The organism is Bacillus thuringiensis, from assembly GCF_001455345.1.
GTDB classification, from domain to species: Bacteria; Bacillota; Bacilli; order Bacillales; family Bacillaceae_G; genus Bacillus_A; species Bacillus_A thuringiensis_N.
The window spans coordinates 4,001,126-4,027,116 of record NZ_CP013274.1; the positions used below are offsets into that span (position 1 = coordinate 4,001,126).

The following is a 25,991-nucleotide window of genomic DNA, read 5'->3' on the forward strand; positions in this document are numbered from 1 at the left end:
CCTCTTCACTCTTCCTCGTAGTTGTAGTATGGTTATTGCATTTTTTTCTAATACAATTTTTTCATAAAAAAACATCTGTACCATTTCGGTACAGATGTTTTTTAGTTTATGCCTTTTTCTTAAATAAATTTGCAATACTTAATGCGAGCCCTCCCCAAATGACTACTATTCCAATAACCATCATCATAATCGCTGATCCACTCATTATGAAACACCCCGATCTTTCCATTCTTTTTCAAGCTTAGCAGAATCTGAATGTATTTGTGAATTCCATTTCTTTAAACTAATGATTAACGCAACGATAAGGAACGCTGCTGCAATTGACCAACCATACGTTACGACAAACTCCGTTGGGTAATCTCCATAATTCTTTTTAATATTTTGGATTGTACCATCAATTAACATGTACCCTAACATAAGCGGGGTAATAACGAGTAAACTCACTCTCCAAAACGTCCCTAACTTAATATCAGATACGAAGTTTGCGTGATTTTGATAAACTGGTAAACGGCGTAGAATGAGTCCTATCGTAACTACTTCGGCTAATGCAATTGAAATTAATCCGAAGTTATTAGCGAAATAATCCACAACATCTAGGAACATAAGCCCGCCACGTGTTGCAAAAACAAGAGAAACTAGTACGAGAAGCGTCCCCATAATTCCAATTGTTTTTTGGCGACTTAAGCTGAACTTTTCAGATACGGCAGCAAAGCATACTTCCGCAAGCGAGATGAGAGATGTAATTCCGGCAACCGTTAATGATAAGAAAAATAATACGCCAAATAACGGTGACATCGGTAATTCATTAATAATTTGCGGGAATACTACAAATGCAAGTCCTACACCAGCACTTGCTACTTTATCAACTGGTACTCCCATATTGTTTGCCATAAATCCAAGAGCTGCAAAGACCCCAATTCCTGCTAATAATTCAAATCCTGAGTTTGCAAAACCAGTAATAAAGGCATTATTTGTTGTATCTGAGTTTTTCGGTAAATAACTAGAATACGTAATCATAATTCCAAACGCTAAAGATAAGCTAAAGAAAATTTGACCATAAGCAGCAAGCCATACTTTCCCATCAAAAATACGACTCCAATCTGGTTTGAAGAATGCATCTAATCCTTGCATCGCACCTTCCATCGTCACTGCACGAACTACGATAATAAGGAACATAACAACTAGTAAAGGAATGAAAATACGGTTAACCACTTCAATTCCTTTTTTAACTCCTTTGAATGCAACGCCAAGCACAATAACCCAAACGAGAGCTAATGGAATTAATACTTCCGGCACAAGCCCCCCAAACTGCCCTGGCTTATCTGCAACATGTAAGTACTCTTTAAATAAAAATGATTGCGTGTCTTTCCCCCATGCTCCAGTAATTGCAAAGTACGTATATGAAATAGACCAAGCAATAATTACTGCATAATATGTTGAAACGATAAACGTTACACACATTTGCCACCATCCAATGAATTCAGCACGCCGATGAATACGGAAAAACGTAAGCGGCGCTGAACCACGGTGACGATGCCCAAGAGCAAATTCAAACGCTAATAATGAAATACCAGTCGTTAATAATGCGAATAAGTACGGTAAAAAGAATGCGCCTCCTCCATTTTCATACGCTGTATAAGGAAAACGCCATATGTTTCCTAATCCAACGGCAGAGCCGACCGCTGCGAAAATAAATCCAGCCCTTGTTCCCCATTGTTGCCTCGTTTCCATATTTCCTTCCCCCTTTGTGACAAGTTCATACTTGGATTATATTTTAAATTTACTAAATTATCAATAAATTCTGTAAACTATTAAGAAAGTTTACAATCTCCTCCTAGTAAAGGCATAAAAAAAGATCGAATAGCTATTCATCTATTCGATCTTTCATCTGTTTTAATATTTTCTTTTCAAGTCTTGAAACTTGTACTTGCGAAATGCCTATGCGCTCTGCTACTTCTGATTGGGTTTGATCTTTATAGTAGCGTAAATACACGATTAAACGTTCTCGCTCATCTAATTCTCTAATTGCTTCTTTTAAAGCAATTTTATCAAACCATTTCGTTTCAGATTGATCCGCAATTTGATCTAAAATAGTAATTGGGTCCCCGTCGTTTTCATACACCGTTTCATGTATAGATGAAGGAGCTCGACTCGCTTCTTGCGCCAGAACCACTTCCTCTGGCGTTAGTTCTAACGCTTCGGCTACTTCATTAATCGTTGGGGCCCTTCCGAATTCTTTCGAAAGCTCGTCTCTCATCTTTCGAATTTTATTTCCTGTTTCTTTTAAAGACCTGCTTACTTTCACTGATCCATCATCACGTAAAAATCGTTGTATTTCTCCAATAATCATTGGAACTGCATATGTTGAAAATTTCACGTCGAAAGATAAATCAAATTTATCTACCGATTTTAAGAGCCCAATACATCCAATTTGAAATAAATCGTCTGGTTCGTATCCTCGATTAAGAAAACGCTGCACAACCGACCATACGAGACGCATATTACTTTGAACGATTGTATCTCTCGCTTGTTGATCTCCATCTTGACTTTGTTGAATTAACGCTTTTAGCTCGTGGTCCTTTAACTGAGGTTTCTTCTTCTCATTTTTGACCTCTATGTCCATAGGCTATTCTCCTTAATTGCATAGAGCGTTACTATTTGATAAGTATTTTGTCAAATGGATTGTTGTCCCGAAAGATTCGTTTGAAATAACTTCTACTTCATCCATAAAATTTTCCATGATAGTAAATCCCATTCCGGAACGCTCTAATTCAGGTTTAGTTGTAAAAAGGGGTTGTCTTGCTTCATCTAAATCAAAGATGCCAATCCCTTCATCTCGAATCGTGAGTTTCACCATTGCTTCTTCCAAAATTACAGAAATATAAACAACACCTTCTGCATTTCCCTCGTACCCATGAATAATTGCATTTGTAACTGCTTCTGACACAACTGTTTTAATCTCCGTAAGTTCTTCCATCGTTGGGTCTAGTTGCGCAATGAAAGCAGCTACTGTAACGCGAGCGAACGATTCATTTTGACTTAATGCTGAAAATTGAAGGTTCATTTCATTTCTCATTTATGCCACCCCCAACGTCGCGAGCGCATGCGCTTCACTTTCTTCTAAGCGAACAATTTTAAATAAGCCCGACATTTCAAATAAACGTTTAACAGGCGGTGAAATTGCACAAACAACCATTTCTCCACCTAATCCTTTTACATGCTTATATCGGCCTAATATAACACCTAAACCAGAACTATCCATAAACGATAAGTTCTCTAGGCTCAACACAATATGATGAACACCATGTGTCTCAATCATATCTGTTACTTTCGTTCGCAACTCTTCAGCAGTATGATGATCTAATTCACCCGCTAGTCTCACACATAGGACGTCACGTTTTACTTCTAATTGCATGGAAAGACTCACACGATTTCCTCCTTATGCTCAAACTTTACTCATTTACATACATAAAGATTTTCGTGATTCAACATAAGAATCCTTCCTACTGACAAAAGAAGAACTATTTCGCCATAAAGTGAAACCATTCAGCAATTATTTACTTTCATACGAATAGAAAAGCGGCAAAATGTTTGCCGCTATTTTGATGTTGAAAACATCCCAAAACTTCTTTTAAATAACTCCCACCAGCTCGCCGCAGCAACATCTTCTTTTGCTACAATTGTTTGTTTTAATAAAACATCTTTATCTTTTTTAATAACAAGTGTACCAAGTGCATCGCCCTTTTTAATCGGCGCTTTCACTTTCTTTTCAGCAATTACTTCTTGCTTTACTTTGTCCATATTTTCGCCCTTCTTCATAAGAAGAGACACATTGTCTGACGCAACTAAATCTACTTTTTCTTTTTTCCCTTTTCCTACTTGGACAGTCTTAATTTTTTCGCCTCGTGTATACAATTTCTTTGTCATATATTGACCAAATGCGTAGTCAAGAAGCTTCGTTACTTGATTGTTCCGTTCTTTCGATGTAGGTGCACCCATAACAACTGAAATAACACGCATCCCATTCTTTTCAGCCGATGCTGTTAAACAATATTTTGCTTCTGTCGTAAAGCCCGTTTTCACGCCATCTACTCCAGGATAAAAACGTACTAACTTATTCGTATTCACGAGCCAAAACTTCTTATCCGTATCTTCACGTAAATAGTCTTCATATTTACCTGTGTATTTGCGAATAAGTGGGTACTTCATTAATTCTCTCGCCATTATAGCCATATCATTTGCTGTAGAATAATGGTCTTTAGCCGGAAGACCTGTTGGGTTTTGGAAATGAGTGTTTTTCAGTCCTAAATCTTTCGCTTTTTTGTTCATCATATTTACAAAACCTTCTTCTGAACCAGCGATATGCTCCGCTACTGCAACAGACGCATCATTTCCAGATGCAATGGCAATACCCTTTAGCATTTCATTTACAGTCATCTCTTCACCAGGCTCTAAAAAGATTTGTGATCCACCCATTGAAGCTGCATGTTCACTTGCTCTAACTTTATCGGTTAGTTTTAGTTTTCCTTTTTCAACTTGTTCCATAATTAATAGCATTGTCATAATCTTCGTCATACTAGCAGGTGGTAACTTCTCATTTGGATTTTTATCAAACAAAACTTTACCTGTATCTTGTTCAATTACAATTGCTGACGACGCTTGTTCCGCTAACTTCGGCGTTGTTTCTTCTGTTTTCTCCTGCTTCGTTTTCTCAGATTGTGCGAAACTAACTGAAGTACCAGAAAGCAATAATATGAAACAAACAAGTATTCCAAAAACTCGCTTCATGACTAACCCTCCATTCTATATCAGACCTATTTTTTCCAATTTTTTATTTTTTAATACCATATTTTTCTAATATTTTCAGTTGACAAATACATTCATCACCTATATTGTATTAAGTGTATTACATGCAGTAGTACACTTAATACAAGTCAGAAAGGAGACATTGCTCTTGCATATTCAACTTGATCCAAGAAGCAACACTCCGATATGGGAACAAATTGTTCAAAATATAAAAGAACTCGTATTGAAGAACATGTTAGCTCCAAGTGACAAACTACCTTCTGTACGCGAACTCGCTTCTTTACTCGTTATCAATCCAAATACAGTGAGTAAGGCGTACCAAGAGTTAGAGCGACAAGGGATTATTGAAACATTACGAGGAAAAGGAACATTTGTATCCCAATCGATTACCCCAACATTAGACGAAAGGAAAATCGCTATGGTTGAAAAGCAATTTCATCAATTACTATTAGAAGCCTCTTATCTTGGTGTTACGAAAGATAAAATTCATGATTGGATAGATTCATATTACAAAGAGATTGGAGGAAATGCGGATGCTGAAAGTGACAAGCTTGAAGAAAACGATTGATAATCAAACAATTTTAAATGATGTTTCTTTCACATTACAAAGAGGAAGTATCATCGGATTACTCGGAAGAAACGGTGCGGGGAAAACAACTTTATTACGAACGATGGTCGGCATTTTAGACCCTGATGCAGGGACAGTTACATATGAAGATACAAACATTCACCAGTGTCCTGAAATAAAGCAAAAAATCGTATACGTTCCTGATTCTACTAACATACTGAACGGCTATACGATAAAAGAAATTGTAAAGTTTTATAAAGAAGTTTATACCGCATTTGATGAAACACATTTCTATGAACTGCTAGAACGTTTTAACTTACCAAACAAACGAATTCGTAGTTACTCAAAAGGAATGAAAGCACTGCTCGCCATCATTTTAGCCGTTTCTACAAAGGCCGAATATATCATTTTAGATGAGCCGACAAATGGACTTGATCCTATCGTGAAAAGGCAAATTTTACAGTTTCTCGTTGGAGAAGTTGCAGAAAAAGAGATTACCATTTTCATCTCAACTCACCATTTAGATGAAGTGGAACAAATTGCAGATACAATCATTATATTAAAAGGCCATACTATATCTTCTATTACATCACTAGACGATGCAAAATCACGATTTGCTAAAATCCAAGTAGCTTATGAACGTTCATTACCTCAAAAACTAGAAAACTTAAGCAATATTAAAATATTAAATCAAACAGGAAAAGTATATACAATCTTAATTGACGGAAATGTGGCTACAACACTGGAGAAATTTTATAAAGAACAACCTATACTCATTGAAGAATTAACAATGTCACTTGAAGATGTCTTCGTTACGACACTGGAGGAGGATGGGTATGTTTCATAAGGCGTTGTGGATATGGAATTGGAAGCGCGGGAAATATGCTGTGTTACTATTCTTCTTTAGTTCGCTTTATCTCTTATCTTTTGGCTACTATAAAAGTGCTCAGATGGAGCTCGCTGAATACCACGAATTACAAGAAAAAGGGAAACAGTATTATTATTTTTATACCTTTTCGTCAGGAGAAGGTAATAGTTTTTTGTTAACAGTTCTTATCATTGCTTTAGCCTGTTTATTGATAGGGTGGGAACGTAGCAACCAATCGAATACACTACTTATGACAATGCCGTTTAAAAGAAAAGATGTTTTCTTATCTAAATGGGCTTTTGGTTCATTTTGTATTTTGGGCTCGTTACTTATAAATTGGATCCTTATGTATGTTATTTATAGAACAACCATTCATTTTGATTATCAATCTTTTAGTCCATTTCATCGATACTTTCTTTATGCAATTGTTTCTTATGTTGCAGTATATACAGCTGCACTATGCATCGGTACTTTTACTGGAAGCGTTGTTTCGCAGATTGTTTTTTGTATTCCATGGCTACTAATGGGGCTTACATTTATTCCACTAGTGTACACTTTTACGCTAAACCATTTAGAGGCTACCAATACTAAAAATAATAAATTAGATCAACAACTATATGAAATCAATCAAAAAACAAATATAGTTGCACCAATATATCGCTTTTCTATTAATTATAACTATCATCCAGAATACCGAAAGCAGGACAACGATCCAACTACTTTAAGAAATCCAGCATCTTATCACTATTATTCAGCTAAATCGATGTTAGTCCCTATTTTCTATACGATATTTTATTTACTACTTGGAACATATTTATATATGCGATCACCAAATGAAAATAGTCAAAAGATATTTATTTTCCAAAAACATTTAAAAATATGGATATGGGGGACAACCATTTACTTTGCATTACTAGGTGGCTATAAAATAAATCAATTTAGTTTCGTATTTAACTACTATATCGGTTTGTTTCTCGCTGGAATCATTACTTATGTTGTATTATCACGACTAACAAATTATAAAGTTTTTTAAAGGAGAGATCCTATGTTTCAAAAAGCACTATGGTTAAGAACGTATCAACAAAGTAAATATGTTGTGTGGCTGTTTTGGTTCGTTAGCTTCTACAATTTGTCATACAAATACTATTTGGCATCGATTGAACAACAATACCTTATGAAGATGCAAAAAGGAGGGGAATATGTATATCATTACAATTTTGGTTTATTACTTATGGACCCTGTCATCTTTCAAGGTGGTGCACTTATCATTCTGGCCTGTACATTAATCGGCTGGGAAAGACAAAATAACTCTAGCGACTTGTTATGGTCTATGCCATTTAAACGTTCACACCTTTATATAACAAAATGGTTGTTTGGAATCTGTAATATCGCCGCTGTTGTCGTTTTAAACTGGGGACTATTTGCTATTATGAAAAAGTTGACTTTTCATAATAAATATCAAGTATTCTCCCCATTTTATAGTTACTTTATATACATGTTAATTGTATTAATCGCTATTTATACACTTGCCTTATGTGTAGGTACAATTACAGGGAATATTATATCGCAAGGATTTCTCACTGCAGCTATATTAATCTTCCCAGCTTTACTTCCATCACTTATCTCAGGAGTCATTGCTGTTCACTCAAACACTGACTTTCATGAGAATAATGGCCATATACATGATGTGATGAAAAACATACGTATCTCTAGTCCAGCAGAAGATTTTAATATTCACTTTAATTATGATCCACAAACTCCTTATACCGATTTAGATGGAGTGCGTCATAACGGACCAAACTTTACAAAGATTCCATCGGCAAAAACATTGATTGGACCTATTGCACATATCCTTGTTTTCTTACCACTTGGTATATATTTATATGCCCGTTCAGTCAATGAACGAAATGGTAACTACTTGTTATATCCAAAACTACAAAAAGTAGTTTTGACTTGTGCTATTCTACTTGCTGGAATCACTGGAGGTTTAATTTTCAGTGACGCGCATTCCTTGCTCAATTTTTACATTGGGTTTTTGGGGACTAGTTTCATAACGTATTTATTCCTACCTAAAATATTAAAATGGAAAGTCTCCTGGAATTTCAAATAAAATAACCTCCTCTCGATGAGGAGGCTATTTTACATTCTCTCTTCTTTTCCCATACTCTTTTTCTTGCTTCGTTCCAAACCCGTCACCATTTGCTACGATTTGATCTGTTGGAGCAACTATACTTTCAGCAATTCTCCATTCTCCCCCTTGTTGAATAAACACTTGCATAAAATAATTCATTCCATTTAACTGGTGCGAATTTTCTTTTTTCACTTCATAACGAGCTGCAACATAATACACCTGTACATTTTCAGCCTCAAACTTAGAAATATATTGTGATAATCTCGGGATGTACTGTGATGCTTTCTGAAGTGGAAGTTGTTTTACTTTTACAAGAGAAGACTTTTTCACATTACTTATCGTATCTTCATGCCGAACGTTATCGCTATGATGAAATAAAATCGTATTCTGCATAGAGCGAATCCATAACTTCGAATATAAGACAGGTTGCTTATTTGAAATATGTTGTAATTCTTTTTGGACGACTTGAATTGGCGTTGCAGCATCCACGAATTGATGAAAGCAGAAAAAACTTCCAGTCATAATAAGAAGCGTAAAAATACGTTTCATAATTTTTCACTCCGATTCTTTTTAATTAAAGTATTGGAGTTTCAAAATGTTTTTATTCAAAAGAAAAAGGATAGGAAAGCTTTCGCTTCCTATCCTCATTTATTATAATACGCGGCCAAATAGCTCTAATACCATTTCTATTTCTTGGTCGCTCCAACCTTTAAATCTCTCTTTATAATATTCTTTACGCACAGCTTCAAGTTTTTCAGTTACTTCTCTTCCGTGTTCTGTAATTTCTAAGTACACGATACGACGGTCTGAATTTGAACGCTTTCTTTCTACAAATCCTTTTCGTACGAGACGATCAGTAACAGCTGTAATATGACTGGAGGTTACGTTTACTTCACTCGCAATTTGCGAAGCCATCTGTGGACTGTTTAAAAATAACGCGCGTAATACAGAAAATTCATTATATGGCATATGTTCTGCAAAACGTGTATTAATATCATTTTGTAATAAACGTATCATCTTTCTAAATGATCCGGATAACTCTAAAATCAATGTTTCTCTTTTTTCGTTCACTAGCCTCGTCCCTTTTTTATCATATTTACACATATTATAATCTATAAATACCTATGTTGTATATCCTTTCTTTCCTCAACATTCTCATTTATGTAACTTTTTTCATATAAATTTCTTTTTTGTTCACACATATACATATAAAAAGGATGGTGATGGAAAATGCAGGGTGGAATGAATCCTTATTTACACAATGTACGCACAGCTAATACTGGTAAAGAAGCGACCATTACTGTACAAGGTGAAGGTGTTGTCAAAGCGAAACCAAATGTTGTTATATTAACACTTGGCATTCGAACTGATAGTAAAAATGTGAAACAAGCGCAAGAAGAAAATGCAGTACAATCAAAACAATTGCTGGATGCACTTAAACAGCTTGGCATTGCTGATAAAGATATAGAAACGATTTCTTATACGATCACTCCTCAATACGAGTATGTAAATGATAAAGCATTACTACAAGGGTATCGTGTGGAACATTTGTATGAAATTACCGTTTTAAATGTACAAAAAGCAGGGGAAGTATATGATATAGCCGTTTCAAATGGAGCAAACGTAGCAAAAGGTTTACGTTTTCGAATATCTCATCCAAATAAATATTATGAGCAAGCTCTCATTCAAGCTCTACAACAAGCGGTAGAAAAAGCTCGTGCTATTGCGAGTACATACAATTTAAATATTAATCCTGTTCCACTCTCATTCGTTGAAGAATCTGCTCAATTACCACGGGAAGTGACGTCCTATGCTACTTTACATGCGCAAGCAGCTCCGCCCATTCAATCGGGAGAATTAGAAATCATCTCAACAATACGAGCGATTTTCACGTATTTATAAATAATTTTATTTATAAGTAAACGTTATCATTTTCCTTGTTGTAAAAACATGATGTTCTGATATAATAAAGGACGGTGAGCTCTTACAAAAGAGATATCACGGGTGGGAGAGGGATATGAAAAAGAAGGTTTAACATGAAAGGAATACTTGAAAGAACATTTAAATTAGGTTTACACGAAACATCACCAAAACAAGAAGTTTTAGCTGGAGTTACGTCATTTTTCACGATCGTATATATTATGATTGTAAATGCATCCATTTTATCCGATGCTGGCATTCCTCTTGAAGCTGGAATTTTAGCAACTGTTTTCAGTTCATTTGTCGGATGTCTGCTCATGGCATTTTGGGCAAATGCACCTGCTATTCTTGTCCCTGGTATGGGTGTAAATGCATTCTTCACGTACACTGCTGTGCATACGCTCGGATTATCTTGGCAGGAAGCATTAGCAGCTGTCTTCATCTCTGGTATTATTTTTGCAATTGCTGCGTTTACACCAATCGCTCGCGTGCTTTCAGTATCAATTCCAAAGTCATTAAAGGAAGCTATTACTGTCGGCATCGGATTATTTTTAGCATTTATCGGATTGCAAAAAGGTGGTTTAGTCGTTTCGAATCCAAATACCGCTGTTGCAATGGGGAAATTAAGTAGCCCTGTCGTTCTTGCGACCGTGCTTACTCTTATCGTTGCACTTGTATTATTTATTCGTAACGTACGTGGAAACTTTTTATGGACGATTGCAATAGGAACTGGTATTGCATGGCTATTTGGCCTTGTTGATACAAGTCAAATCGGAAATAGTTCATTCTCATTCGCTAATTACGGCGATGTGTTTGGAGCTATGTCATTTGGCAAACTTTCTTCCTTACCGTTTTGGATTGCAACATTCTCCTTAAGCATGGTGCTTATTTTTGAGAATATGGGACTTCTGCACGGTTTATTAGAAGATGACCGTAAATTCCCACGTGCTTACCAAGCCAATGCAATTTCAGCAATGACATGTGGTCTATTTGGCACAAGCCCTACCGTATCAACAGTAGAGAGTGCCGCAGGTATTACTGCAGGTGGAAAGACAGGTCTGACGTCTATCGTTACAGGGTTGTTATTCTTTGCATCACTGTTTGCACTTCCGTTTGTCAAACTAATTCCTGATAGTGCCATTGCACCAATCTTAATTATTATTGGCGGCCTGATGATTACAAGCATTCAGCAAATTCCTCTGAACGATTTTTCAGAAGGATTTCCAGCGTTCTTAATTATCGTCATGATCCCGCTCACATATAGTATCGCTGATGGCATTGCGTTCGGATTTATCGCTTATCCTATCTTAAAAATTGCTCTTGGAAAGCGTAAAGAAGTCGCACCTTCTATGTATATCGTTACATGCTTATTCTTAGCCATGTTCGTATTACATGCTATTGGTTAAGTAAAAAACACCGAGGAATTTTCCTCGGTGTTTTTTTACTTAAACCATCCTTTTTTATAAAACCAAGCCATCATGCCGCCGCCAATTAACGCCATGATAAGTAGACAAATAAAATAACTATATTGTCCACCAAGCTCTGGCATATGCGTAAAGTTCATTCCATATACTCCCGCAATAAATGTTAATGGCATGAAAATAGTCGAGAATACAGTTAATGTTTTCATAATGTTATTCATATGATGTGAGTTTAATGAAAAATAGCTATCTCGAATATCTGCCGTTAATTCTCGGCTTGCTTCAATCATTTCGGTCAGTTTAAGCAAATGATCATGTATATCTTTAAAGTAAATTTCATGATCACTTATACCGTAAAAACGAGTCGAGTTTAAAATACGATACAATAAATCACGCATCGGAATGATTGTACGCCTTAGCTTCGATAAATCTGCACGTATATCAAATACCTCTTCTAGTACACTTCCTGCTGTTTCACCCGTTAAATTATCATCAATTGCATTTAAATGATCCTCAATGTAATATACAGGCGCAAAATAGTCATCTACAATTTGATCGATAATTGTATGTGCTACGTGTAAAGGACTATTTTTAATACGCTTCTTTTCTCCAAGTGTTTTCCATACTCTTTCAATTGCATTGTTATGAGAAAAATGGAAAGAAACAATATAACGATCACTAATAAATAAATCAATCTCGTGCGGTTCTAATCCATCCTCACCAAATGCATGAAGAACTAAAAAGTTATATCCATCATAAAAATCAACTTTTGGCCTCTGTACATATTCTATACAGTCTTCAATTGCAAGGGGATGGAACTTAAAATGATCTTGCAAAATGTATGTATACTCTTCTTTCGTTGGCTTATATAAATCTAGCCAATACCATACAATATGGTCTTTCTTTGTTTCCTCTAGCGAAACATCATATAATACTTCATCTGTTTTTGTTATTGCACAAATTCTAATCATAATTTCACCCATTATTATTATAAACAAAAAACAGCAAAAAAAGCCAAGGAGAAATACTCCCTGGCTCTTCTTTATTACTCAGTAACGATGCCGTGCACTAATGTTGGTGCATCTACATGCTCGTTAGTAATCTTCATGTTCTCATAAATTTTTGCTTTTACATCTTCTACATTTTCACGGTTTGCGTAAATGGTAACAAGGGATTCACCTTTTTTCACGCTTTCCCCTACTTTTTTGCGAAGCATTAAGCCAACTGCTAAATCAATTTCAGATTCCTTCGTCGCACGTCCTGCTCCTAAAAGCATTGCTGCTGTTCCGATTTCATCTGCAACGATTTCTGATACATAACCGTCTTCCTTCGCTTCCACTTCAACTTTAAACTGTGCTTGTGGTAATTTAGAAGGATCATCAACAACAGATGCATCTCCGCCTTGCGCTGATAAGAACGTTTTAAATGATTCTAGCGCTTTACCGTTGTTCATTACTTCAATTAATTTCTCACGTGCATCTTCTAAAGATGAAGCTTGTCCAGCAAGGTATACCATTTGACTTCCAAGTGTTAAACATAACTCTTCTAAATCTTTCGGTCCTTTACCTTGTAATGTATCAATTGCTTCTTGTACTTCAAGTGCGTTACCAATAGCCTCACCAAGTGGTTGACTCATATCAGAAATAACAGCCATCGTATTACGACCAACGTTGTTACCAATGCGCACCATTGCTTCTGCTAAACGTTTTGCATCTTCATCTGTTTTCATAAATGCACCTGCTCCAGTTTTTACATCAAGAACAATTGCATCTGCACCAGCAGCAATTTTTTTACTCATAATTGAGCTTGCAATAAGCGGAATTGAGTTTACTGTTGCCGTTACATCACGAAGTGCATACAATTTTTTATCCGCAGGTGTTAAGTTTCCACTTTGACCAATAACTGCGATTTTATTTTCATTTACAAGACGCATGAATTCATCATTTTCGATTTCAACATGGAATCCTGGAACTGCTTCTAATTTATCAATTGTACCACCAGTATGTCCTAGACCACGTCCAGACATTTTTGCAACCGGTACACCTAAAGCGGCTACTAATGGACCTAATACAAGTGTTGTTGTATCGCCAACGCCACCTGTGGAGTGCTTATCTACTTTTACCCCTTCAATAGCTGATAAGTCGATTGTATCACCGCTATTGACCATTGCCATCGTTAAATCAGCACGTTCTTGATCGTTCATATCTTGGAAGAAAATTGCCATTGCAAGTGAACTTACTTGATAATCAGGAATATCACCATTCGTATATCCTTCAACAATAAAGTTGATTTCTTCTGTCGTTAATGCATGTCCGTCACGTTTTTTTGCAATTAGGTCCACCATTCTCATTGTGAGGTCACCCCTTCATTTGTTTTACGATTGCTTTTACTAATGCTAAGAAGTTAGCTTTAACACGTTCTGTCGTTTCGATTACTTCATCGTGGTGAAGTGGCTGATCTAAAATACCAGCTGCCATATTTGAAATACAAGAAATACCAAGTACTTTCATACCAGCGTGACGCGCTACAATTACTTCAGGTACTGTTGACATACCAACTGCATCTCCACCAAGTGTACGAAGCATACGAATTTCAGCAGGTGTTTCGTATACAGGACCTGTCATTCCAACGTATACACCTTCTTGTACTTTAATATTTAAGTCTGCTGCAACTTGTTTCGCCATTTCGCGAAGCTCTGTCGTATATGATGTAGACATATCAGGGAAACGTACACCCATTTCAGAATCATTTGGTCCGATTAATGGATTTGTACCCATGAAGTTAATGTGGTCTGAAATTAACATAAGATCGCCTGGTTCGAATGATGTATTTACACCACCAGCTGCATTTGTTACAACAACTGTTTCTACACCTAGTTCTTTCATAACACGAACTGGGAATGTTACTTTTTGCATGTCGTATCCTTCATAGAAGTGGAAACGTCCTTGCATTGCTACTACTGTTACACCTTGAAGTGTACCGAATACTAGTTGACCTGCATGGCCTTCTACAGTTGAAACTGGGAATTCAGGGATTTCACTGTAAGGTACTGTTACTGCGTTCTCGATTTCATCTGCTAATACACCTAGTCCAGATCCAAGGATTAGTCCTACTTGTGGTGTCTCTTGAAATTTCTCTTTTAAGTATGAAGCTGATTTTGTAATAAGTTCACGATTCATTTGTATATCCCCCTATTTCTTTAGCTCGTTTAAGAAGCTTGTTCCGTATTCTGGCATTTTCACACCGAAGTTTTCTGCTACAGTTGCACCAATATCAGCAAATGTTTGGCGAAGTGGTAACTCTTGTCCGCCTTCTTTCATGCTTGGACTATATGCTAATAACGGTACATATTCACGTGTATGGTCAGTACCAGGGTGAACTGGGTCATTACCGTGGTCTGCTGTAATTAATAATAAATCATCTTCTTTTAGTTTTTCGAATACTTCCGGAAGACGCGCATCATAGTCTTGCAGAGCTTCTCCGTATCCTTGTGGATCACGACGGTGACCGAATAATGCATCAAAGTCAACTAAGTTTAAGAAGCTAAGACCTGTAAAGTCCATATTTAATGTATCTACAAGCTTATCCATTCCATCCATGTTAGACTTCGTACGAAGTGATTCAGTTACCCCTTCACCATCATAGATATCAGAGATTTTACCGATAGCAATCACATCATAATCACTATCTTTTAGTTCATTCATTACTGTACGGCCAAATGGTTTTAATGCATAGTCATGACGGTTTGGCGTACGTGTAAAGTTTCCAGGCTCACCAACGAATGGACGAGCGATAACGCGACCTACCATGTACTTCTCATCTAACGTTAATTCACGTGCAATTTTACAAATTTTATATAACTCATCAAGCGGTACTACTTCTTCGTGTGCTGCGATTTGTAATACGCTATCAGCAGAAGTGTAAACGATTAAAGAGCCTGTTTCCATTTGTTCTTGACCAAGTTCATCAAGAATCTCAGTTCCAGAAGCTGGTTTATTACCGATGATTTTACGGCCTGTTTTTTCTTCTAATTCATCAAGTAATTCTTTCGGAAATCCTTCAGGGAACACTTGGAATGGTGTATCAATGTAAAGGCCCATGATTTCCCAGTGGCCTGTCATTGTATCTTTACCAGTAGATTTCTCTTGCATTTTTGTATAATATCCAAGTGGTTTTTCTACTTTAGAGATGCCTTTCATTTCACGAATGTTACCAAGACCTAATTTCACCATGTTAGGCATTTGTAATCCATTCATATGTTCAGCAATGTGACCAATTGTGTCAGATCCTAAATCACCAAATTGTTCAGCATCTGGTGCTTCACCGATTCCGACAGAGTCCATTACGACTAGGAATATACGTTTATATTTATTCATAACTGCGACCTCCTATAAGTTCAGTTCTACTTCTTGTAGTATGTTCAAAACGCTATAAAGTGAAACTGTTCTCCATAAGAATTATCTTTCGTTCTCATTGTCAAACAGTACTTCTTTAAATCATTCTCTAACCTATTTCGTTTACCTTGAAACGACGCAAAAACATTTCTAGTTTTTTCTAAGTCAGATGTCAGACATCTGATACTGATATCATAACATGTTTACGCTTTCTTTTTAATACATTTTCGTAGAATTTCTCATTTTTTTCACACTTCTATTGTAATCCATTATGCACAGAAGTGCTAATTATTTTATGATTTATTTCTTCATATAAAATGAAATTTTAATTAACCCGCAAATAACGAGACAAAAATAAAAAGCAGCTCCAAAGAGCTGCTTTTTATTTTACTTCTACTGTTTCCTCTTTATGTTCATGCAGCTCACCTTTTCTAACATGAACTTTCACTTTGTAAGAACCGTTTTCTTTGAAAGTATGCTTCGTTTCATACTCTCCTTTATTTCCTTCTTTCGCTGGAATAAATTCGTGTTTTTCAACACCATCTTTCCAAATCTCAAGTTGTACTTCAGCACCAGTTAACGCTTCTTCTTTTTGTTTTAAATGAACTTTCATTGTTGATTCAGCATTTGCTTTTATGTCACCAGCCATAAGGTGGATCATTGTATCGCTTTTATGATCGCCATGTCCTGCACCATGATCACTATTTTCTTTTTTCGCATCTTCTACTTTCGCATTTCCTACAGCCACTTTTACTTCTGGCATAACATGCATTTCACGCGCATTTGTGTGAGCGATAATATGATATACTCCATCCGTCTCGAACGTTTTCTCTACAGCATAAACACCTTTTCCTTTATGCTTACCATCTAACATCTCGTGCTTTTCGTCCCCAGCTTTCCAAATTTCAAACTTTACATCATCAGCATCCGTTACCTTTTCTTTTCCTTGTGTAACAAGTGCTTGTACTTCTGTTTTTTCACCTGGTTTAATTTCTTTCGGATTTGTTTGAACTGCTACTTTTACAGCTTCCAGTTTCTGTTCTTTTTTCGGTTCTTCTTTGTTTGTATTACAGCCAGCCAATGCTAGCATCGCGATAAATAAAGTCATAATAAGTTTTTTCATCATCATTTCCTCCTTCATACCTTATTTAGTATAGAGGAAATACATTGTAATATTCTAGTCTTCTGCTGAAAACAATGTACGAAATGTTTGTGAAGTTTCTGTGAAGTACTTCATCCTTTTGAATCTATGAAAAAAGAGCATAGTAACTATGCTCTCGGATGGAACTGTTTATATACATCTTTTAATCTAGTTTTTGAAACATGCGTATAAATTTGTGTCGTTGAAATATCTGCATGTCCAAGCATTTCTTGCACAGCACGCAAATCTGCTCCATTTTCCAATAAATGCGTAGCAAAAGAATGGCGCAACGTATGAGGTGTAAGCTCTTTTTCAATATTTGCTTCTTTCGCTAATCGTTTTAAAATTTTCCAAAACCCTTGTCTTGATAAACGATTCCCATGATGGTTTAAAAAGAGTGCATCTACTACTTTTTTACCCATCAATTCTCTTCTTCCCTTTTCAATATACTTTTGAATCGCTTCCGTCGCTAAACTTCCTAGTGGAATAATTCTTTCTTTATTCCCTTTCCCTATGCAACGAACAAATCCCATCGTTAAATGTACATCTTCTAAATTTAAGGCAATTAATTCCGAAACACGAAGTCCTGTTGCATACAGTAACTCTAGCATCGCTTTATCACGAACCCCAAAAGCACTCGTCATTTTTGGTGTCTGAAGTAACGCCTCTACTTCATCAACTGATAATACTTTCGGTAATTTCCGTTCTCCTTGCGGCGTTTCAATATGTACGGATGGATCGTGCTCTACCGCTCGTTCACGAAGTAGAAATTGGTGGAACGAACGAATCGACGCAATATGACGTGCTAATGTTTTTGAAGATTTTCCGTTTTCTTTTAAGTGCTGCAGAAAATTAACAATGTACAAGCGTGTCACTTCATGAAAGCTTTTCGCTTGTTCTACATTTTGCAAGTACTTTACATAACTTTTTAAATCACGTTCATAAGATACTACTGTATTTTTCGCTAATCCTTTCTCGACAACCATATAATGAATAAAATCTTTTAATTGATCTTCCAATCTACACTACTCCCCATTTTCATAGAAAAACATCATTCTATTTACGAAAGCATCCTTTGCCGGCTCTTCATTCCCTGATACTTTTTCTACAGTCTCTTCTTTTGGCTTTTCATAACGATGATAGCTTTCATATTCTTCATTTATCCATAGTATAGCGAAATAAAACAAAATCGTACAACTTGTAAATAATAAAAATACTTTTACCCCATCAAAAGTTAATTTTAAAGCTCGGCGCATTGTAAATTCCTCCAAAATATAAGTTATTACAACATATGCCAAGCTTTCACCAATTTATACCTTATTCAAATAAAAAACCTCTTCCTAGTTAAATAGGAAAAGGTTATTTTTCATCCGTTTCATTTTCTTGACAATTTTTACAAATCCCATGGAATGTTAAACGATGATCCTTCACCTTAAAGCTCCAGTCACGTTCTACTTTCCTTTCCACTTCACCAAGTAAATCTTCTTGTATTTCTTGTACAGCACCACATTGTGTACAAATCAAATGATGGTGGAAACGCTGCGCACCTTCTTGGCGTAAGTCATAGCGTGAAACACCGTCTCCGAAGTTAATCTTATCGACAACTTTTAACTCAGATAATAGTTCTAAAGTTCGATAGACGGTTGCTAATCCGATCTCTGGCGACTTTTCTTTTACAAGGAGGTAAACATCTTCTGCGCTTAAATGATCTTCTTCATTTTCTAGCAGCACACGAACTGTTGCTTCACGTTGCGGTGTTAATTTGTAGCTCGCTGCATGTAATTGCTTCTTAATTCGTTCAATTCTTTCTTCCATTCGGTACTACTCCCTCCTCGCCACTCTTACACCATTATATCAGAAGAAGGGCTTCTGTCAAAAGAAAAACAATAAAAACAAATTGATAATTATTCTCAAAAAGTATTTATTTTTTATTAATAGCCTCAACGACTTCTTTCATTAAAACTGGTGATGCATAAGCCTCCACACTAGAAGCAAGTGCTAACACCACTCCAATTACGAGAAAGAAGCATGTATAACGGATTAATAATGGTAATAGTGGCTCGGTTATTTTTCTAATAAATTGATGCCTAATCATCCGTAAAGAAAAACTTGCAGCAATAGTTGTCATAACGAGAAAGACTGGAATGATAATTAAATTTTGTGGCAAAACAGATACGAATGCTAGTAATAATCCATTCCATCCATGCTGACTTACTAAAAAACCTACTGTAAATCCGACAACTACTCCTTTTACAAATAATAAAATAAAAATAAGTGGCAACCCAATAATTGAAATCCCCAAAATCCAAATAAATCCAATGTATTTTAATTGTGAAAAGTAACTTTCTCGAAACATTTCGCCTGCAATAGCAAATTCTCCTTTAGAAACTTGTCCAAAAAAACGTTGTAAATAAAATGATAAATCTTGTTTTTGATTTAATTGTAAACTATTTACAAGAATGGCCCCAAATATTACTCCCATCAATAATAAAACAGCGTTAAATATATATAATGAAGAGTTTTCCTGTATGTGAGACATTACACGGTCTTGCCAAGTTTTTCGCCACATTTTTCTTCCCTCCGTTCACACTCTTACTAAAAATGTATGAAAGAAAGAAAAAAGTATGACGAATTAACATTGAAATTCCGCTCTACTTTGCTAAACTAAAAAGTAGAGAATAGGAGGGATTTCTCTTGAAACCATTATTATTAGATTTTCCAACATTATTTCAAACTGAACGCTTACAAGTTCGTAAGCCATTTCCAGGTGATGGTGCAGAAGTGTATGAAGCAATCCAAGCTTCTCTAGAAGACTTAGTACCGTGGATGCCAATTAACGCTGAAACAGAAGAAAGTGCTGAAGAAATCGTTCGTAACGCTCACGGACAGTTTTTACTTCGTGAAACACTTGATTTTCACTTATACGATAAAGTATCTGGTACATTCATCGGAGCTATAACGCTTAAGCCTGAAAACTGGGATATTCCAAAGTTTTCACTTCACTTCTGGCTGCATAGCGCTTATACAAAACAAGGTTATATGACCGAAGCTGTTAAAGGTGCCATTCAATTTGCCTTTGATAAGCTAAGTGCTAGAAGAATTGAAATTCGTATTGATGCAACAAATACAAATGCATGTAACCTAGCAGAACGTTTAGAATTTATTCTAGAAGGTACAATGGAAAATGATTTCATAGCACCAGATGGTAGCTTACGTGATGCACGCGTATATGCAAAAATCAATTAAAAAACACTCGCCTTTGGCGAGTGTTTATTTTTGTAGTTGTAAATATTGTACTGCAAACATTGTCTTTGCATCATGAATACGAAGATCTTTCATAAGAATAACCGCTTCTTCTAACGACACTTCCATCAATTCCACAAACTCATCTTCATCTAACTCAGCTTTATTTTCTTTTTTCGTCAAACCTGTCGCTTTATATACATATAAAATTTCATCTGCGAACCCTGGAGATGTGTAGAAAGAAGTAATAAGCTCCATATTTTCACATACATATCCTGTTTCCTCTTCTAATTCACGAACTGCTGTCACCTCAGGTTTTTCACCAGGTTCTAACTTGCCGGCTGGAATTTCTATAATCGCCTTTTCAAGCGCTTTACGATACTGCTCAACAAGCACAATTTTCCCCTCATCAGTAATAGCAATAATAGCAACTGCACCAGGGTGATTTACAATTTCACGTTTACTCATTGCTCCATTTGGTAATACTACATCATCAACACGAACTTTTATAACTCTACCATCAAAAATTGGTTCAGTTTTTACGGTTCTCTCTGCAAGATTACTCATACTACTTCATCTCCCTGTTCTATTTCCTATTCTTTCCTCATACATTTTACCACATTGAAAGGAGCGTGATAGAAATGAAAGTTTATATTTTACCAAATCGCGTCACTTTAGTCGGAAAAGCGTGGCAAATTCGCCATAAGCTAAAACAATATGGCAAAGAGTATACAACTGTACAAGAGTGGATTACAGCAAATAAAGTGAAACTTTAATCAGAGGGGGCATCCCTCTAATTATTTGTCTTCACCAACCCGGATAAAAGTAAAACGTTTGTCAACCTCTTTTCCCTTGCGTACAATACAGGTAAGGAGGTTGACCTATGAAAAAACGTCAATTAGGAAACTCGGATTTATTTGTGACAGAAATGGGACTTGGCTGTATGTCTCTCGGTACATCTGAAACAGAAGCCCTGCGTATTATCGATGAAGCAATCGATTTAGGAATCAATTTTTTTGATACCGCGGATTTATATGATTATGGATTAAACGAAGAATTTGTTGGTAAAGCATTAAAAGGGAAACGAGACCAAATTGTTCTTACAACGAAAGTTGGAAATCGATGGACAGAAGAAAAAAACGGCTGGTCTTGGGATCCTTCTAAAAATTACATAAAGGCTGAAGTGAAAGAAAGTTTACGTAGACTTCAAACTGATTATATTGATCTTTATCAACTTCACGGCGGGACGATTGAAGATCCTATAGATGAAACAATTGAAGCCTTTGAAGAATTAAAAAAAGAAGGTATCATTCGCCATTACGGTATTTCTTCTATACGTCCAAATGTCATCCGTGAGTATGCAAAGCGTTCAAATATCGTTAGTGTCCTAATGGAATATAGCCTTTTAAATCGTCGCCCTGAAGAATGGTTCCCATTTCTTAATGAACATCAAATTAGCGTCATTGCTCGCGGACCACTTGCAAAAGGAATTCTAACTGACAAGAATGCAAGAAAGATAGAAAGAGTAAAAGAAAAGGATTACCTTTCTTATTCTTATGATGAATTACATGCGACACTAGCGAGTGTAAAAGAAATAATCGGGGAAATCTCTTTAACAGGAACAGCTATTCAATATTGCTTGCATAACGAAACTGTTGCAGCTGTTATACCTGGGGCTAGCTCTATTCAACAATTGCAAGAAAATGTACAAGCTAGTAAACAAACACAGTTAACAACAGCAAAATATATACAACTTCAGCAAATTGCAAAATGTGATACCTATGCTTCACACCGTTAAAAAGACGCTACCAGTATGGTAGCGCCTTTTTATAACGTATCATATTTATCAGGATTCGTTCCTACATGTAAATTACGATTTAACGTATTAATTTGAGTCATCTCTTCTTCCGTGAGTGAAAAATCAAAAATAGTAAAATTCTCCTTAATGCGAGATGGTGTAACAGATTTAGGAATCGTTACTATCCCACTTTGAATATCCCATCTCAATATAACTTGCGCAGGTGTTTTTTCATATTTGTTAGCAATAGCCTGAATGATTGGATGCTCAAATACTTCTCCGCCCCTCATTAATGGACTCCACGCTTCCATTTGAATTTGCTCACCTTGACAGAAATTACGCAATTCAGATTGTGTTAACATTGGATGAAGTTCTACTTGGTTTACCATTGGCTTTACTTTGCAATTTGGTAATAGCAGCTCTAAATGGTGTTTATGGAAATTAGAAACACCAATCGCACGCACTTTACCTTCTTCATACAATTTTTCTAACGCTCGGTACGTATCAACATACTTCCCTCTTATTGGCCAATGTATTAAATATAAATCTACATAGTCCATTTGTAATTTCTTTAAACTTTTCTCAAATGCCTCAAGTGTTTCCTCGTATCCTTGATCGTCGTTCCAAACTTTTGTTGTAATAAATATGTCTTCTCTCGGAATCCCTGATTCACGAACCGCTTCTCCGACACCGCTTTCATTTTCATATACAGTCGCTGTATCAATCGAACGGTATCCAACTTCTAACGCTGTTTTTACTGCTTGTTTTACTTCGTCGCCTTCTTTTGCTTTATAAACGCCTAGACCAATCATCGGCATTCTCACGCCATTATGAAGTGTAGTTGTTGGAATATGCACATTCGTTCTTCCTTTCCTTGTTACATTTTTATAAGCCACCACTTTATTTCAACAAGATTCAATTAAAAAGTCAAAACATATGTACAGTTTACATAATAAATTTATACATCTTCAAAAATAATGCGAACTCATTCATTCCCGTTTATTTTCTATCCAGTTCCTCGCTTTTTCATCAACATTACGTACAAACTCAGTTTTCCCTTCCGAATATAACGTACCATCATATGTATACTTTTCAGCTAACTCTTTCTTTAAAGTTGCATACGCCTCTGCTTCTTCACAATGAGCCATCATATAATCACGAAACGCTAAATGCCTTACTATCTCTGCATTTCCTTTTTCAAACACGTGTAAATGATACGAACGTTTTGCCTCCGTTCCATGAATAAAATAACGACGTCTTGAAATACCATTTTCCCCTTTTGCGATGTAACCAAGCTCTTTAAAACGTTCATTCCAATGATCTACTCTGTCGATACTCTCTACTTCCATAATCATATCTATAATTGGTTTAGCTGCCAGTCCTGGCACTGACGTACTTCCAATATGATGAATTTTCACGGTTTCTGGCATCGCCGATTTTAATCTTTCGGCTTCCATTTTAAATTTTTCACCCCAATGATTTTCATGCGGAACAACTACAATTTTCCTCATTCTAACTCCCCTTTTCTTACAAGCTCGTCAAAAAAATGATCAGTGAAATATCACTGATCATTTTTTTATTATTTAAAGTCTTTCCAAGTAAGGCTACTTTCACTTAACAGTTCTTCAAATGATTTATTCTTTTCACGTTCTTTTTGTTCTTGGCGCTTTCTTTCCAGCTCTGCTGCCTCTTTTTTCTCTTCTCTCACTTGCAATTCTTTCTTCTTATTCTTTAATTGCTGCATAAGTGAATCATTTAATTGATCACCTAATGTAAGAGATTCTTTCTTTGGTTGATTCACTTGAGATTGTCTTTGCATTTGTCTTTGTTTCTTTTTCTTCATGCTGCTCACCTTTTACTTTTTTCTCCATTATAGTAGATACACGATGAAATCGACAACAAAAAAGGGTCATTACTCTATGATTCATCTTTTGTAAATATGTTAATTTTTCGAAAAAACTAAATTTTTATATAGATATAATCCTATGAATCTATTAAAATTATGTCGTATGATGTCAGATTATAAAAAAAGGAGAATTAAATTATGTGGAAAAAAATTATTCCTGCTGTTGCCGTTTTAAGCACCATTACTTTTTCAAGCGTATTTGCCGCTCCCCCATCTCAGACTCCAACTGAACAAAACCGCTACATAGACGTACAAATGCTTGGTATTAATGATTTTCATGGACAACTGGATACTGTTAAAAAAATTAATAATAAAGAAGCTGGTGGAGCTGATTACTTAGCTACTTATTTAAAAGATCGGAAAAAACAAAACCCGAATACACTTCTCGTACATGCTGGTGATATTGTAGGTGCTAGCCCACCAGTTTCAGCATTGTTACAAGACGAACCAACGATTGAATTTTTAAATGACTTAAAGTTTGATGTTGGTACAATCGGAAACCATGAATTTGATGAAGGTATTGATGAAATGAAACGCCTCATTTACGGTGGATATCACGAAAAAACAGGAAATTTCAAAGGGGCTAACTTCCCTTATGTCGCTGCAAACTTCTATAACAAATCAACCGGTCGCCTATTTTTACCGCCATTTACTGTCAAAATGGTAAATGGTGTGCCTGTAGGATTCATTGGCGTTGTTACAACTGATACACCAAATGTCGTTATGCCTACTATGCTTAAAAATGTAGAAATCACTGACGAAGTAGAAGCAATTAATAAATCAGCGCAACAATTAAAGCGTCTCGGTGTTAAATCTATTGTCGTCCTTGCTCATGTCGGTGGAACAACAGATGAATCTGGTATAACAAATGGCGATCTCACTCGAATCGCAAATGAAACAGATCCAGAAGTTGATATTATTTTCGGTGGACATAGTCATACGTATGTAAATGGTACAGTAAATAATAAACTAATTGTCCAAGCGAACTCTTACGGAACAGCTTTCTCTGATGTGGATGTAACAATTGATAGAAAGACAAAAGATATTGTGAAGAAAAAAGCTGAAGTGGTTACAACATACCATGAAGGTGTAGAACCTGATAAACAAGTAAAGCAAAAACTAGATCAATATAAAGAAAAAATCGCACCACTTGTAAATGAAGTTGTAGGAAAATCTACAGCACCTATCGATCGGAAACAAAATGCTGCTGGTGAGTCCACTCTTGGAAATTTAGTTGCCGATGCCCAGCGCCAAACGATGCAAACTCAAATCGCACTTATGAATCCGGGCGGCATTCGTAATGACTTAGATGCTGGCGATATTACATGGGGCGAATTATATGGTATTCAACCTTTTGGAAACCAATTGATTAAAGTAGATTTAACAGGTCAAGATATTCGCGATATTTTAAATCAGCAATGGCAAAAAGGAACGACAAGAATGCTTCAAATTTCAGGTATTCAATATACGTGGGATGCAAACAAACCAAACGGTGAAAAAGTTACAAATATACGTTTAACAAACGGAGAAGAATTATCTCCATCTAAAACGTATAGCGTAGTAGCGAATGCTTTCTTAGCTTCTGGTGGTGATGGATTTGTATCATTTAAAAATGGGAAGAATTCAGAAACTGGTCCAAACGACTTTGAAGCACTAGTCGATTACGTAAAACAATTAAAAGAACCAATTCAGCCAGTTATTGATGGAAGAATTCAAAAAGTAAATTAAGTATTTTCCGAATAAACAATCCAATTTTTTCACTGCAAAGGATATGCACTTATCCTGTATATTATTC

The 25,991-nt window shown here is 36.0% G+C and carries 31 protein-coding genes; 10 read left to right on the forward strand and 21 right to left on the reverse strand.

Annotated features, from left to right (window positions below; all coding sequences use genetic code 11):
• Nucleotides 1-106 precede the first annotated feature (106 nt).
• The 6 genes from ATN06_RS20730 to dacF form a co-directional block, all read right to left on the reverse strand.
• Nucleotides 107-205 (reverse strand): methionine/alanine import family NSS transporter small subunit, encoded by a 99-nt coding sequence (locus ATN06_RS20730; RefSeq protein ID WP_000016826.1) that lies wholly within the window; start codon nucleotides 203-205, stop codon nucleotides 107-109.
• On the reverse strand, nucleotides 205-1,731 hold the full coding sequence (locus tag ATN06_RS20735; RefSeq protein WP_060632152.1) for a sodium-dependent transporter: 1,527 nt from the start codon (nucleotides 1,729-1,731) through the stop codon (nucleotides 205-207). The genes ATN06_RS20730 and ATN06_RS20735 overlap by 1 nt, the downstream gene beginning before the upstream one ends.
• 133 nt (nucleotides 1,732-1,864) lie before the next feature.
• On the reverse strand, nucleotides 1,865-2,623 hold the full coding sequence (gene sigF, locus ATN06_RS20740) for an RNA polymerase sporulation sigma factor SigF (protein WP_000350734.1): 759 nt from the start codon (nucleotides 2,621-2,623) through the stop codon (nucleotides 1,865-1,867).
• 12 nt (nucleotides 2,624-2,635) lie between these two features.
• The gene (gene spoIIAB, locus ATN06_RS20745; RefSeq protein ID WP_001243399.1) at nucleotides 2,636-3,076 is read right to left on the reverse strand and encodes an anti-sigma F factor; all 441 of its coding nucleotides are present in this window, start codon (nucleotides 3,074-3,076) and stop codon (nucleotides 2,636-2,638) included.
• Nucleotides 3,077-3,427, reverse strand: a complete 351-nt coding sequence (spoIIAA, locus tag ATN06_RS20750) for an anti-sigma F factor antagonist (RefSeq protein WP_000059133.1) — start codon at nucleotides 3,425-3,427, stop codon at nucleotides 3,077-3,079.
• A gap of 170 nt (nucleotides 3,428-3,597) precedes the next feature.
• Nucleotides 3,598-4,788 (reverse strand): serine-type D-Ala-D-Ala carboxypeptidase DacF, encoded by a 1,191-nt coding sequence (gene dacF, locus ATN06_RS20755; RefSeq protein ID WP_060632153.1) that lies wholly within the window; start codon nucleotides 4,786-4,788, stop codon nucleotides 3,598-3,600.
• Between the two features lie 166 nt (nucleotides 4,789-4,954).
• On the opposite strand from dacF, the gene ATN06_RS20760 reads away from it, so the two are divergent.
• Genes ATN06_RS20760 through ATN06_RS20775 form a run of 4 tightly spaced genes read left to right on the forward strand, consistent with a single transcriptional unit; the run spans nucleotide 4,955 to nucleotide 8,352 of the window.
• Nucleotides 4,955-5,374 carry a GntR family transcriptional regulator gene (locus ATN06_RS20760; protein ID WP_000548032.1) on the forward strand — a complete coding sequence of 140 codons (420 nt, stop codon included), beginning with the start codon at nucleotides 4,955-4,957 and terminating at the stop codon, nucleotides 5,372-5,374.
• On the forward strand, nucleotides 5,340-6,221 hold the full coding sequence (locus ATN06_RS20765) for an ABC transporter ATP-binding protein (RefSeq protein ID WP_060632154.1): 882 nt from the start codon (nucleotides 5,340-5,342) through the stop codon (nucleotides 6,219-6,221). Before ATN06_RS20760 ends, ATN06_RS20765 begins: the two co-directional genes overlap by 35 nt.
• On the forward strand, nucleotides 6,211-7,275 hold the full coding sequence (locus ATN06_RS20770; protein WP_060632155.1) for an ABC transporter permease: 1,065 nt from the start codon (nucleotides 6,211-6,213) through the stop codon (nucleotides 7,273-7,275). The genes ATN06_RS20765 and ATN06_RS20770 overlap by 11 nt, the downstream gene beginning before the upstream one ends.
• 12 nt (nucleotides 7,276-7,287) lie before the next feature.
• Entirely contained in the window at nucleotides 7,288-8,352 is a 1,065-nt protein-coding gene (locus ATN06_RS20775) for an ABC transporter permease subunit (protein WP_060632156.1), read from the forward strand.
• 24 nt (nucleotides 8,353-8,376) lie between these two features.
• On the opposite strand, the gene ATN06_RS20780 is transcribed toward ATN06_RS20775, so the two are convergent.
• Both ATN06_RS20780 and ATN06_RS20790 read right to left on the reverse strand, forming a co-directional pair.
• Complete coding sequence (locus ATN06_RS20780) at nucleotides 8,377-8,922, reverse strand: hypothetical protein (RefSeq protein ID WP_060632157.1); 546 nt, start codon at nucleotides 8,920-8,922, stop codon at nucleotides 8,377-8,379.
• 102 nt (nucleotides 8,923-9,024) lie between these two features.
• On the reverse strand, nucleotides 9,025-9,444 hold the full coding sequence (locus ATN06_RS20790) for a MarR family winged helix-turn-helix transcriptional regulator (protein ID WP_001003313.1): 420 nt from the start codon (nucleotides 9,442-9,444) through the stop codon (nucleotides 9,025-9,027).
• A 159-nt stretch (nucleotides 9,445-9,603) separates the two neighbouring features.
• Between ATN06_RS20790 and ATN06_RS20795 the strand changes: the two genes are divergently transcribed.
• Together ATN06_RS20795 and ATN06_RS20800 are read left to right on the forward strand one after the other, a co-directional pair.
• Complete coding sequence (locus ATN06_RS20795; RefSeq protein ID WP_060632158.1) at nucleotides 9,604-10,275, forward strand: SIMPL domain-containing protein; 672 nt, start codon at nucleotides 9,604-9,606, stop codon at nucleotides 10,273-10,275.
• Between the two features lie 134 nt (nucleotides 10,276-10,409).
• A complete protein-coding gene (locus ATN06_RS20800) occupies nucleotides 10,410-11,699 on the forward strand; it encodes an NCS2 family permease (RefSeq protein WP_060632159.1) in 1,290 nt (429 codons plus the stop codon).
• A gap of 35 nt (nucleotides 11,700-11,734) precedes the next feature.
• Here ATN06_RS20800 and corA read toward each other — a convergent pair whose 3' ends face one another.
• The 9 genes from corA to spoIIM all read right to left on the reverse strand — a co-directional run bounded on the left by corA (nucleotide 11,735) and on the right by spoIIM (nucleotide 19,788).
• Nucleotides 11,735-12,697, reverse strand: coding sequence for a magnesium/cobalt transporter CorA (corA, locus tag ATN06_RS20805; RefSeq protein ID WP_001976329.1), 963 nt, complete (start codon nucleotides 12,695-12,697; stop codon nucleotides 11,735-11,737).
• A gap of 62 nt (nucleotides 12,698-12,759) precedes the next feature.
• Complete coding sequence (locus tag ATN06_RS20810; RefSeq protein WP_060632160.1) at nucleotides 12,760-14,064, reverse strand: pyrimidine-nucleoside phosphorylase; 1,305 nt, start codon at nucleotides 14,062-14,064, stop codon at nucleotides 12,760-12,762.
• Nucleotides 14,065-14,071: 7 nt separating this feature from the next.
• Nucleotides 14,072-14,893 (reverse strand): purine-nucleoside phosphorylase, encoded by an 822-nt coding sequence (locus ATN06_RS20815; protein ID WP_001078444.1) that lies wholly within the window; start codon nucleotides 14,891-14,893, stop codon nucleotides 14,072-14,074.
• Nucleotides 14,894-14,905: 12 nt separating this feature from the next.
• Complete coding sequence (gene deoB, locus ATN06_RS20820; protein WP_060632161.1) at nucleotides 14,906-16,090, reverse strand: phosphopentomutase; 1,185 nt, start codon at nucleotides 16,088-16,090, stop codon at nucleotides 14,906-14,908.
• Between the two features lie 400 nt (nucleotides 16,091-16,490).
• Nucleotides 16,491-17,234 (reverse strand): FixH family protein, encoded by a 744-nt coding sequence (locus ATN06_RS20825; protein WP_140350537.1) that lies wholly within the window; start codon nucleotides 17,232-17,234, stop codon nucleotides 16,491-16,493.
• 143 nt (nucleotides 17,235-17,377) lie between these two features.
• On the reverse strand, nucleotides 17,378-18,268 hold the full coding sequence (gene xerD, locus ATN06_RS20830) for a site-specific tyrosine recombinase XerD (RefSeq protein ID WP_060632163.1): 891 nt from the start codon (nucleotides 18,266-18,268) through the stop codon (nucleotides 17,378-17,380).
• A 6-nt stretch (nucleotides 18,269-18,274) separates the two neighbouring features.
• On the reverse strand, nucleotides 18,275-18,505 hold the full coding sequence (locus ATN06_RS20835) for a YqzK family protein (protein WP_060632164.1): 231 nt from the start codon (nucleotides 18,503-18,505) through the stop codon (nucleotides 18,275-18,277).
• 103 nt (nucleotides 18,506-18,608) lie between these two features.
• Complete coding sequence (locus ATN06_RS20840) at nucleotides 18,609-19,064, reverse strand: ferric iron uptake transcriptional regulator (protein ID WP_000392657.1); 456 nt, start codon at nucleotides 19,062-19,064, stop codon at nucleotides 18,609-18,611.
• A 106-nt stretch (nucleotides 19,065-19,170) separates the two neighbouring features.
• The gene (spoIIM, locus tag ATN06_RS20845) at nucleotides 19,171-19,788 is read right to left on the reverse strand and encodes a stage II sporulation protein M (protein WP_234415812.1); all 618 of its coding nucleotides are present in this window, start codon (nucleotides 19,786-19,788) and stop codon (nucleotides 19,171-19,173) included.
• Between the two features lie 155 nt (nucleotides 19,789-19,943).
• Here spoIIM and ATN06_RS20850 point away from each other — a divergent pair, with 155 nt between their 5' ends.
• Nucleotides 19,944-20,495 carry a GNAT family N-acetyltransferase gene (locus ATN06_RS20850; protein ID WP_000803491.1) on the forward strand — a complete coding sequence of 184 codons (552 nt, stop codon included), beginning with the start codon at nucleotides 19,944-19,946 and terminating at the stop codon, nucleotides 20,493-20,495.
• 24 nt (nucleotides 20,496-20,519) lie between these two features.
• On the opposite strand, the gene ATN06_RS20855 is transcribed toward ATN06_RS20850, so the two are convergent.
• Entirely contained in the window at nucleotides 20,520-21,059 is a 540-nt protein-coding gene (locus ATN06_RS20855) for an NUDIX hydrolase (RefSeq protein WP_060632166.1), read from the reverse strand.
• 74 nt (nucleotides 21,060-21,133) lie between these two features.
• On the opposite strand from ATN06_RS20855, the gene mciZ reads away from it, so the two are divergent.
• Both mciZ and lolS read left to right on the forward strand, forming a co-directional pair.
• Nucleotides 21,134-21,268, forward strand: a complete 135-nt coding sequence (mciZ, locus tag ATN06_RS20860) for a Z-ring formation inhibitor MciZ (protein ID WP_000870297.1) — start codon at nucleotides 21,134-21,136, stop codon at nucleotides 21,266-21,268.
• A 107-nt stretch (nucleotides 21,269-21,375) separates the two neighbouring features.
• Nucleotides 21,376-22,290, forward strand: a complete 915-nt coding sequence (gene lolS / locus ATN06_RS20865; RefSeq protein WP_060632167.1) for an aldo/keto reductase — start codon at nucleotides 21,376-21,378, stop codon at nucleotides 22,288-22,290.
• A 29-nt stretch (nucleotides 22,291-22,319) separates the two neighbouring features.
• Here lolS and ATN06_RS20870 read toward each other — a convergent pair whose 3' ends face one another.
• The 3 genes from ATN06_RS20870 to ATN06_RS20880 form a co-directional block, all read right to left on the reverse strand.
• Nucleotides 22,320-23,147: an aldo/keto reductase gene (locus ATN06_RS20870; protein ID WP_060632168.1), complete on the reverse strand. Its 828-nt coding sequence runs from the start codon at nucleotides 23,145-23,147 to the stop codon at nucleotides 22,320-22,322.
• Nucleotides 23,148-23,279: 132 nt separating this feature from the next.
• Nucleotides 23,280-23,801: a GrpB family protein gene (locus ATN06_RS20875; protein WP_060632169.1), complete on the reverse strand. Its 522-nt coding sequence runs from the start codon at nucleotides 23,799-23,801 to the stop codon at nucleotides 23,280-23,282.
• A 68-nt stretch (nucleotides 23,802-23,869) separates the two neighbouring features.
• The gene (locus tag ATN06_RS20880) at nucleotides 23,870-24,133 is read right to left on the reverse strand and encodes a YqkE family protein (protein WP_060632170.1); all 264 of its coding nucleotides are present in this window, start codon (nucleotides 24,131-24,133) and stop codon (nucleotides 23,870-23,872) included.
• Nucleotides 24,134-24,334: 201 nt separating this feature from the next.
• Between ATN06_RS20880 and ATN06_RS20885 the strand changes: the two genes are divergently transcribed.
• Nucleotides 24,335-25,924, forward strand: a complete 1,590-nt coding sequence (locus ATN06_RS20885; protein WP_060632171.1) for a bifunctional metallophosphatase/5'-nucleotidase — start codon at nucleotides 24,335-24,337, stop codon at nucleotides 25,922-25,924.
• Nucleotides 25,925-25,991 lie beyond the last annotated feature (67 nt).

Bases quoted from the DNA above. Each gene is read 5' to 3' on its own strand.
- ATN06_RS20800 (WP_060632159.1), top strand. From the start codon at position 10,410: ATGAAAGGAATACTTGAAAGAACATTTAAATTAGGTTTACACGAAACA.
- ATN06_RS20855 (WP_060632166.1), bottom strand. From the start codon at position 21,059: ATGAGTAATCTTGCAGAGAGAACCGTAAAAACTGAACCAATTTTTGAT.
- deoB (WP_060632161.1), bottom strand. From the start codon at position 16,090: ATGAATAAATATAAACGTATATTCCTAGTCGTAATGGACTCTGTCGGA.
- ATN06_RS20815 (WP_001078444.1), bottom strand. From the start codon at position 14,893: ATGAATCGTGAACTTATTACAAAATCAGCTTCATACTTAAAAGAGAAA.
- spoIIM (WP_234415812.1), bottom strand. From the start codon at position 19,788: ATGTCTCACATACAGGAAAACTCTTCATTATATATATTTAACGCTGTT.
- mciZ (WP_000870297.1), top strand. From the start codon at position 21,134: ATGAAAGTTTATATTTTACCAAATCGCGTCACTTTAGTCGGAAAAGCG.
- ATN06_RS20780 (WP_060632157.1), bottom strand. From the start codon at position 8,922: ATGAAACGTATTTTTACGCTTCTTATTATGACTGGAAGTTTTTTCTGC.
- ATN06_RS20810 (WP_060632160.1), bottom strand. From the start codon at position 14,064: ATGAGAATGGTGGACCTAATTGCAAAAAAACGTGACGGACATGCATTA.
- sigF (WP_000350734.1), bottom strand. From the start codon at position 2,623: ATGGACATAGAGGTCAAAAATGAGAAGAAGAAACCTCAGTTAAAGGAC.
- ATN06_RS20770 (WP_060632155.1), top strand. From the start codon at position 6,211: ATGTTTCATAAGGCGTTGTGGATATGGAATTGGAAGCGCGGGAAATAT.
- ATN06_RS20840 (WP_000392657.1), bottom strand. From the start codon at position 19,064: ATGGAAGAAAGAATTGAACGAATTAAGAAGCAATTACATGCAGCGAGC.
- lolS (WP_060632167.1), top strand. From the start codon at position 21,376: ATGAAAAAACGTCAATTAGGAAACTCGGATTTATTTGTGACAGAAATG.
- ATN06_RS20775 (WP_060632156.1), top strand. From the start codon at position 7,288: ATGTTTCAAAAAGCACTATGGTTAAGAACGTATCAACAAAGTAAATAT.
- corA (WP_001976329.1), bottom strand. From the start codon at position 12,697: ATGGGTGAAATTATGATTAGAATTTGTGCAATAACAAAAACAGATGAA.
- ATN06_RS20795 (WP_060632158.1), top strand. From the start codon at position 9,604: ATGCAGGGTGGAATGAATCCTTATTTACACAATGTACGCACAGCTAAT.
- ATN06_RS20730 (WP_000016826.1), bottom strand. From the start codon at position 205: ATGAGTGGATCAGCGATTATGATGATGGTTATTGGAATAGTAGTCATT.
- ATN06_RS20875 (WP_060632169.1), bottom strand. From the start codon at position 23,801: ATGAGGAAAATTGTAGTTGTTCCGCATGAAAATCATTGGGGTGAAAAA.
- ATN06_RS20735 (WP_060632152.1), bottom strand. From the start codon at position 1,731: ATGGAAACGAGGCAACAATGGGGAACAAGGGCTGGATTTATTTTCGCA.
- ATN06_RS20825 (WP_140350537.1), bottom strand. From the start codon at position 17,234: ATGATGAAAAAACTTATTATGACTTTATTTATCGCGATGCTAGCATTG.
- ATN06_RS20835 (WP_060632164.1), bottom strand. From the start codon at position 18,505: ATGCGCCGAGCTTTAAAATTAACTTTTGATGGGGTAAAAGTATTTTTA.
- dacF (WP_060632153.1), bottom strand. From the start codon at position 4,788: ATGAAGCGAGTTTTTGGAATACTTGTTTGTTTCATATTATTGCTTTCT.
- ATN06_RS20880 (WP_060632170.1), bottom strand. From the start codon at position 24,133: ATGAAGAAAAAGAAACAAAGACAAATGCAAAGACAATCTCAAGTGAAT.
- ATN06_RS20885 (WP_060632171.1), top strand. From the start codon at position 24,335: ATGTGGAAAAAAATTATTCCTGCTGTTGCCGTTTTAAGCACCATTACT.
- ATN06_RS20765 (WP_060632154.1), top strand. From the start codon at position 5,340: ATGCTGAAAGTGACAAGCTTGAAGAAAACGATTGATAATCAAACAATT.
- spoIIAB (WP_001243399.1), bottom strand. From the start codon at position 3,076: ATGAGAAATGAAATGAACCTTCAATTTTCAGCATTAAGTCAAAATGAA.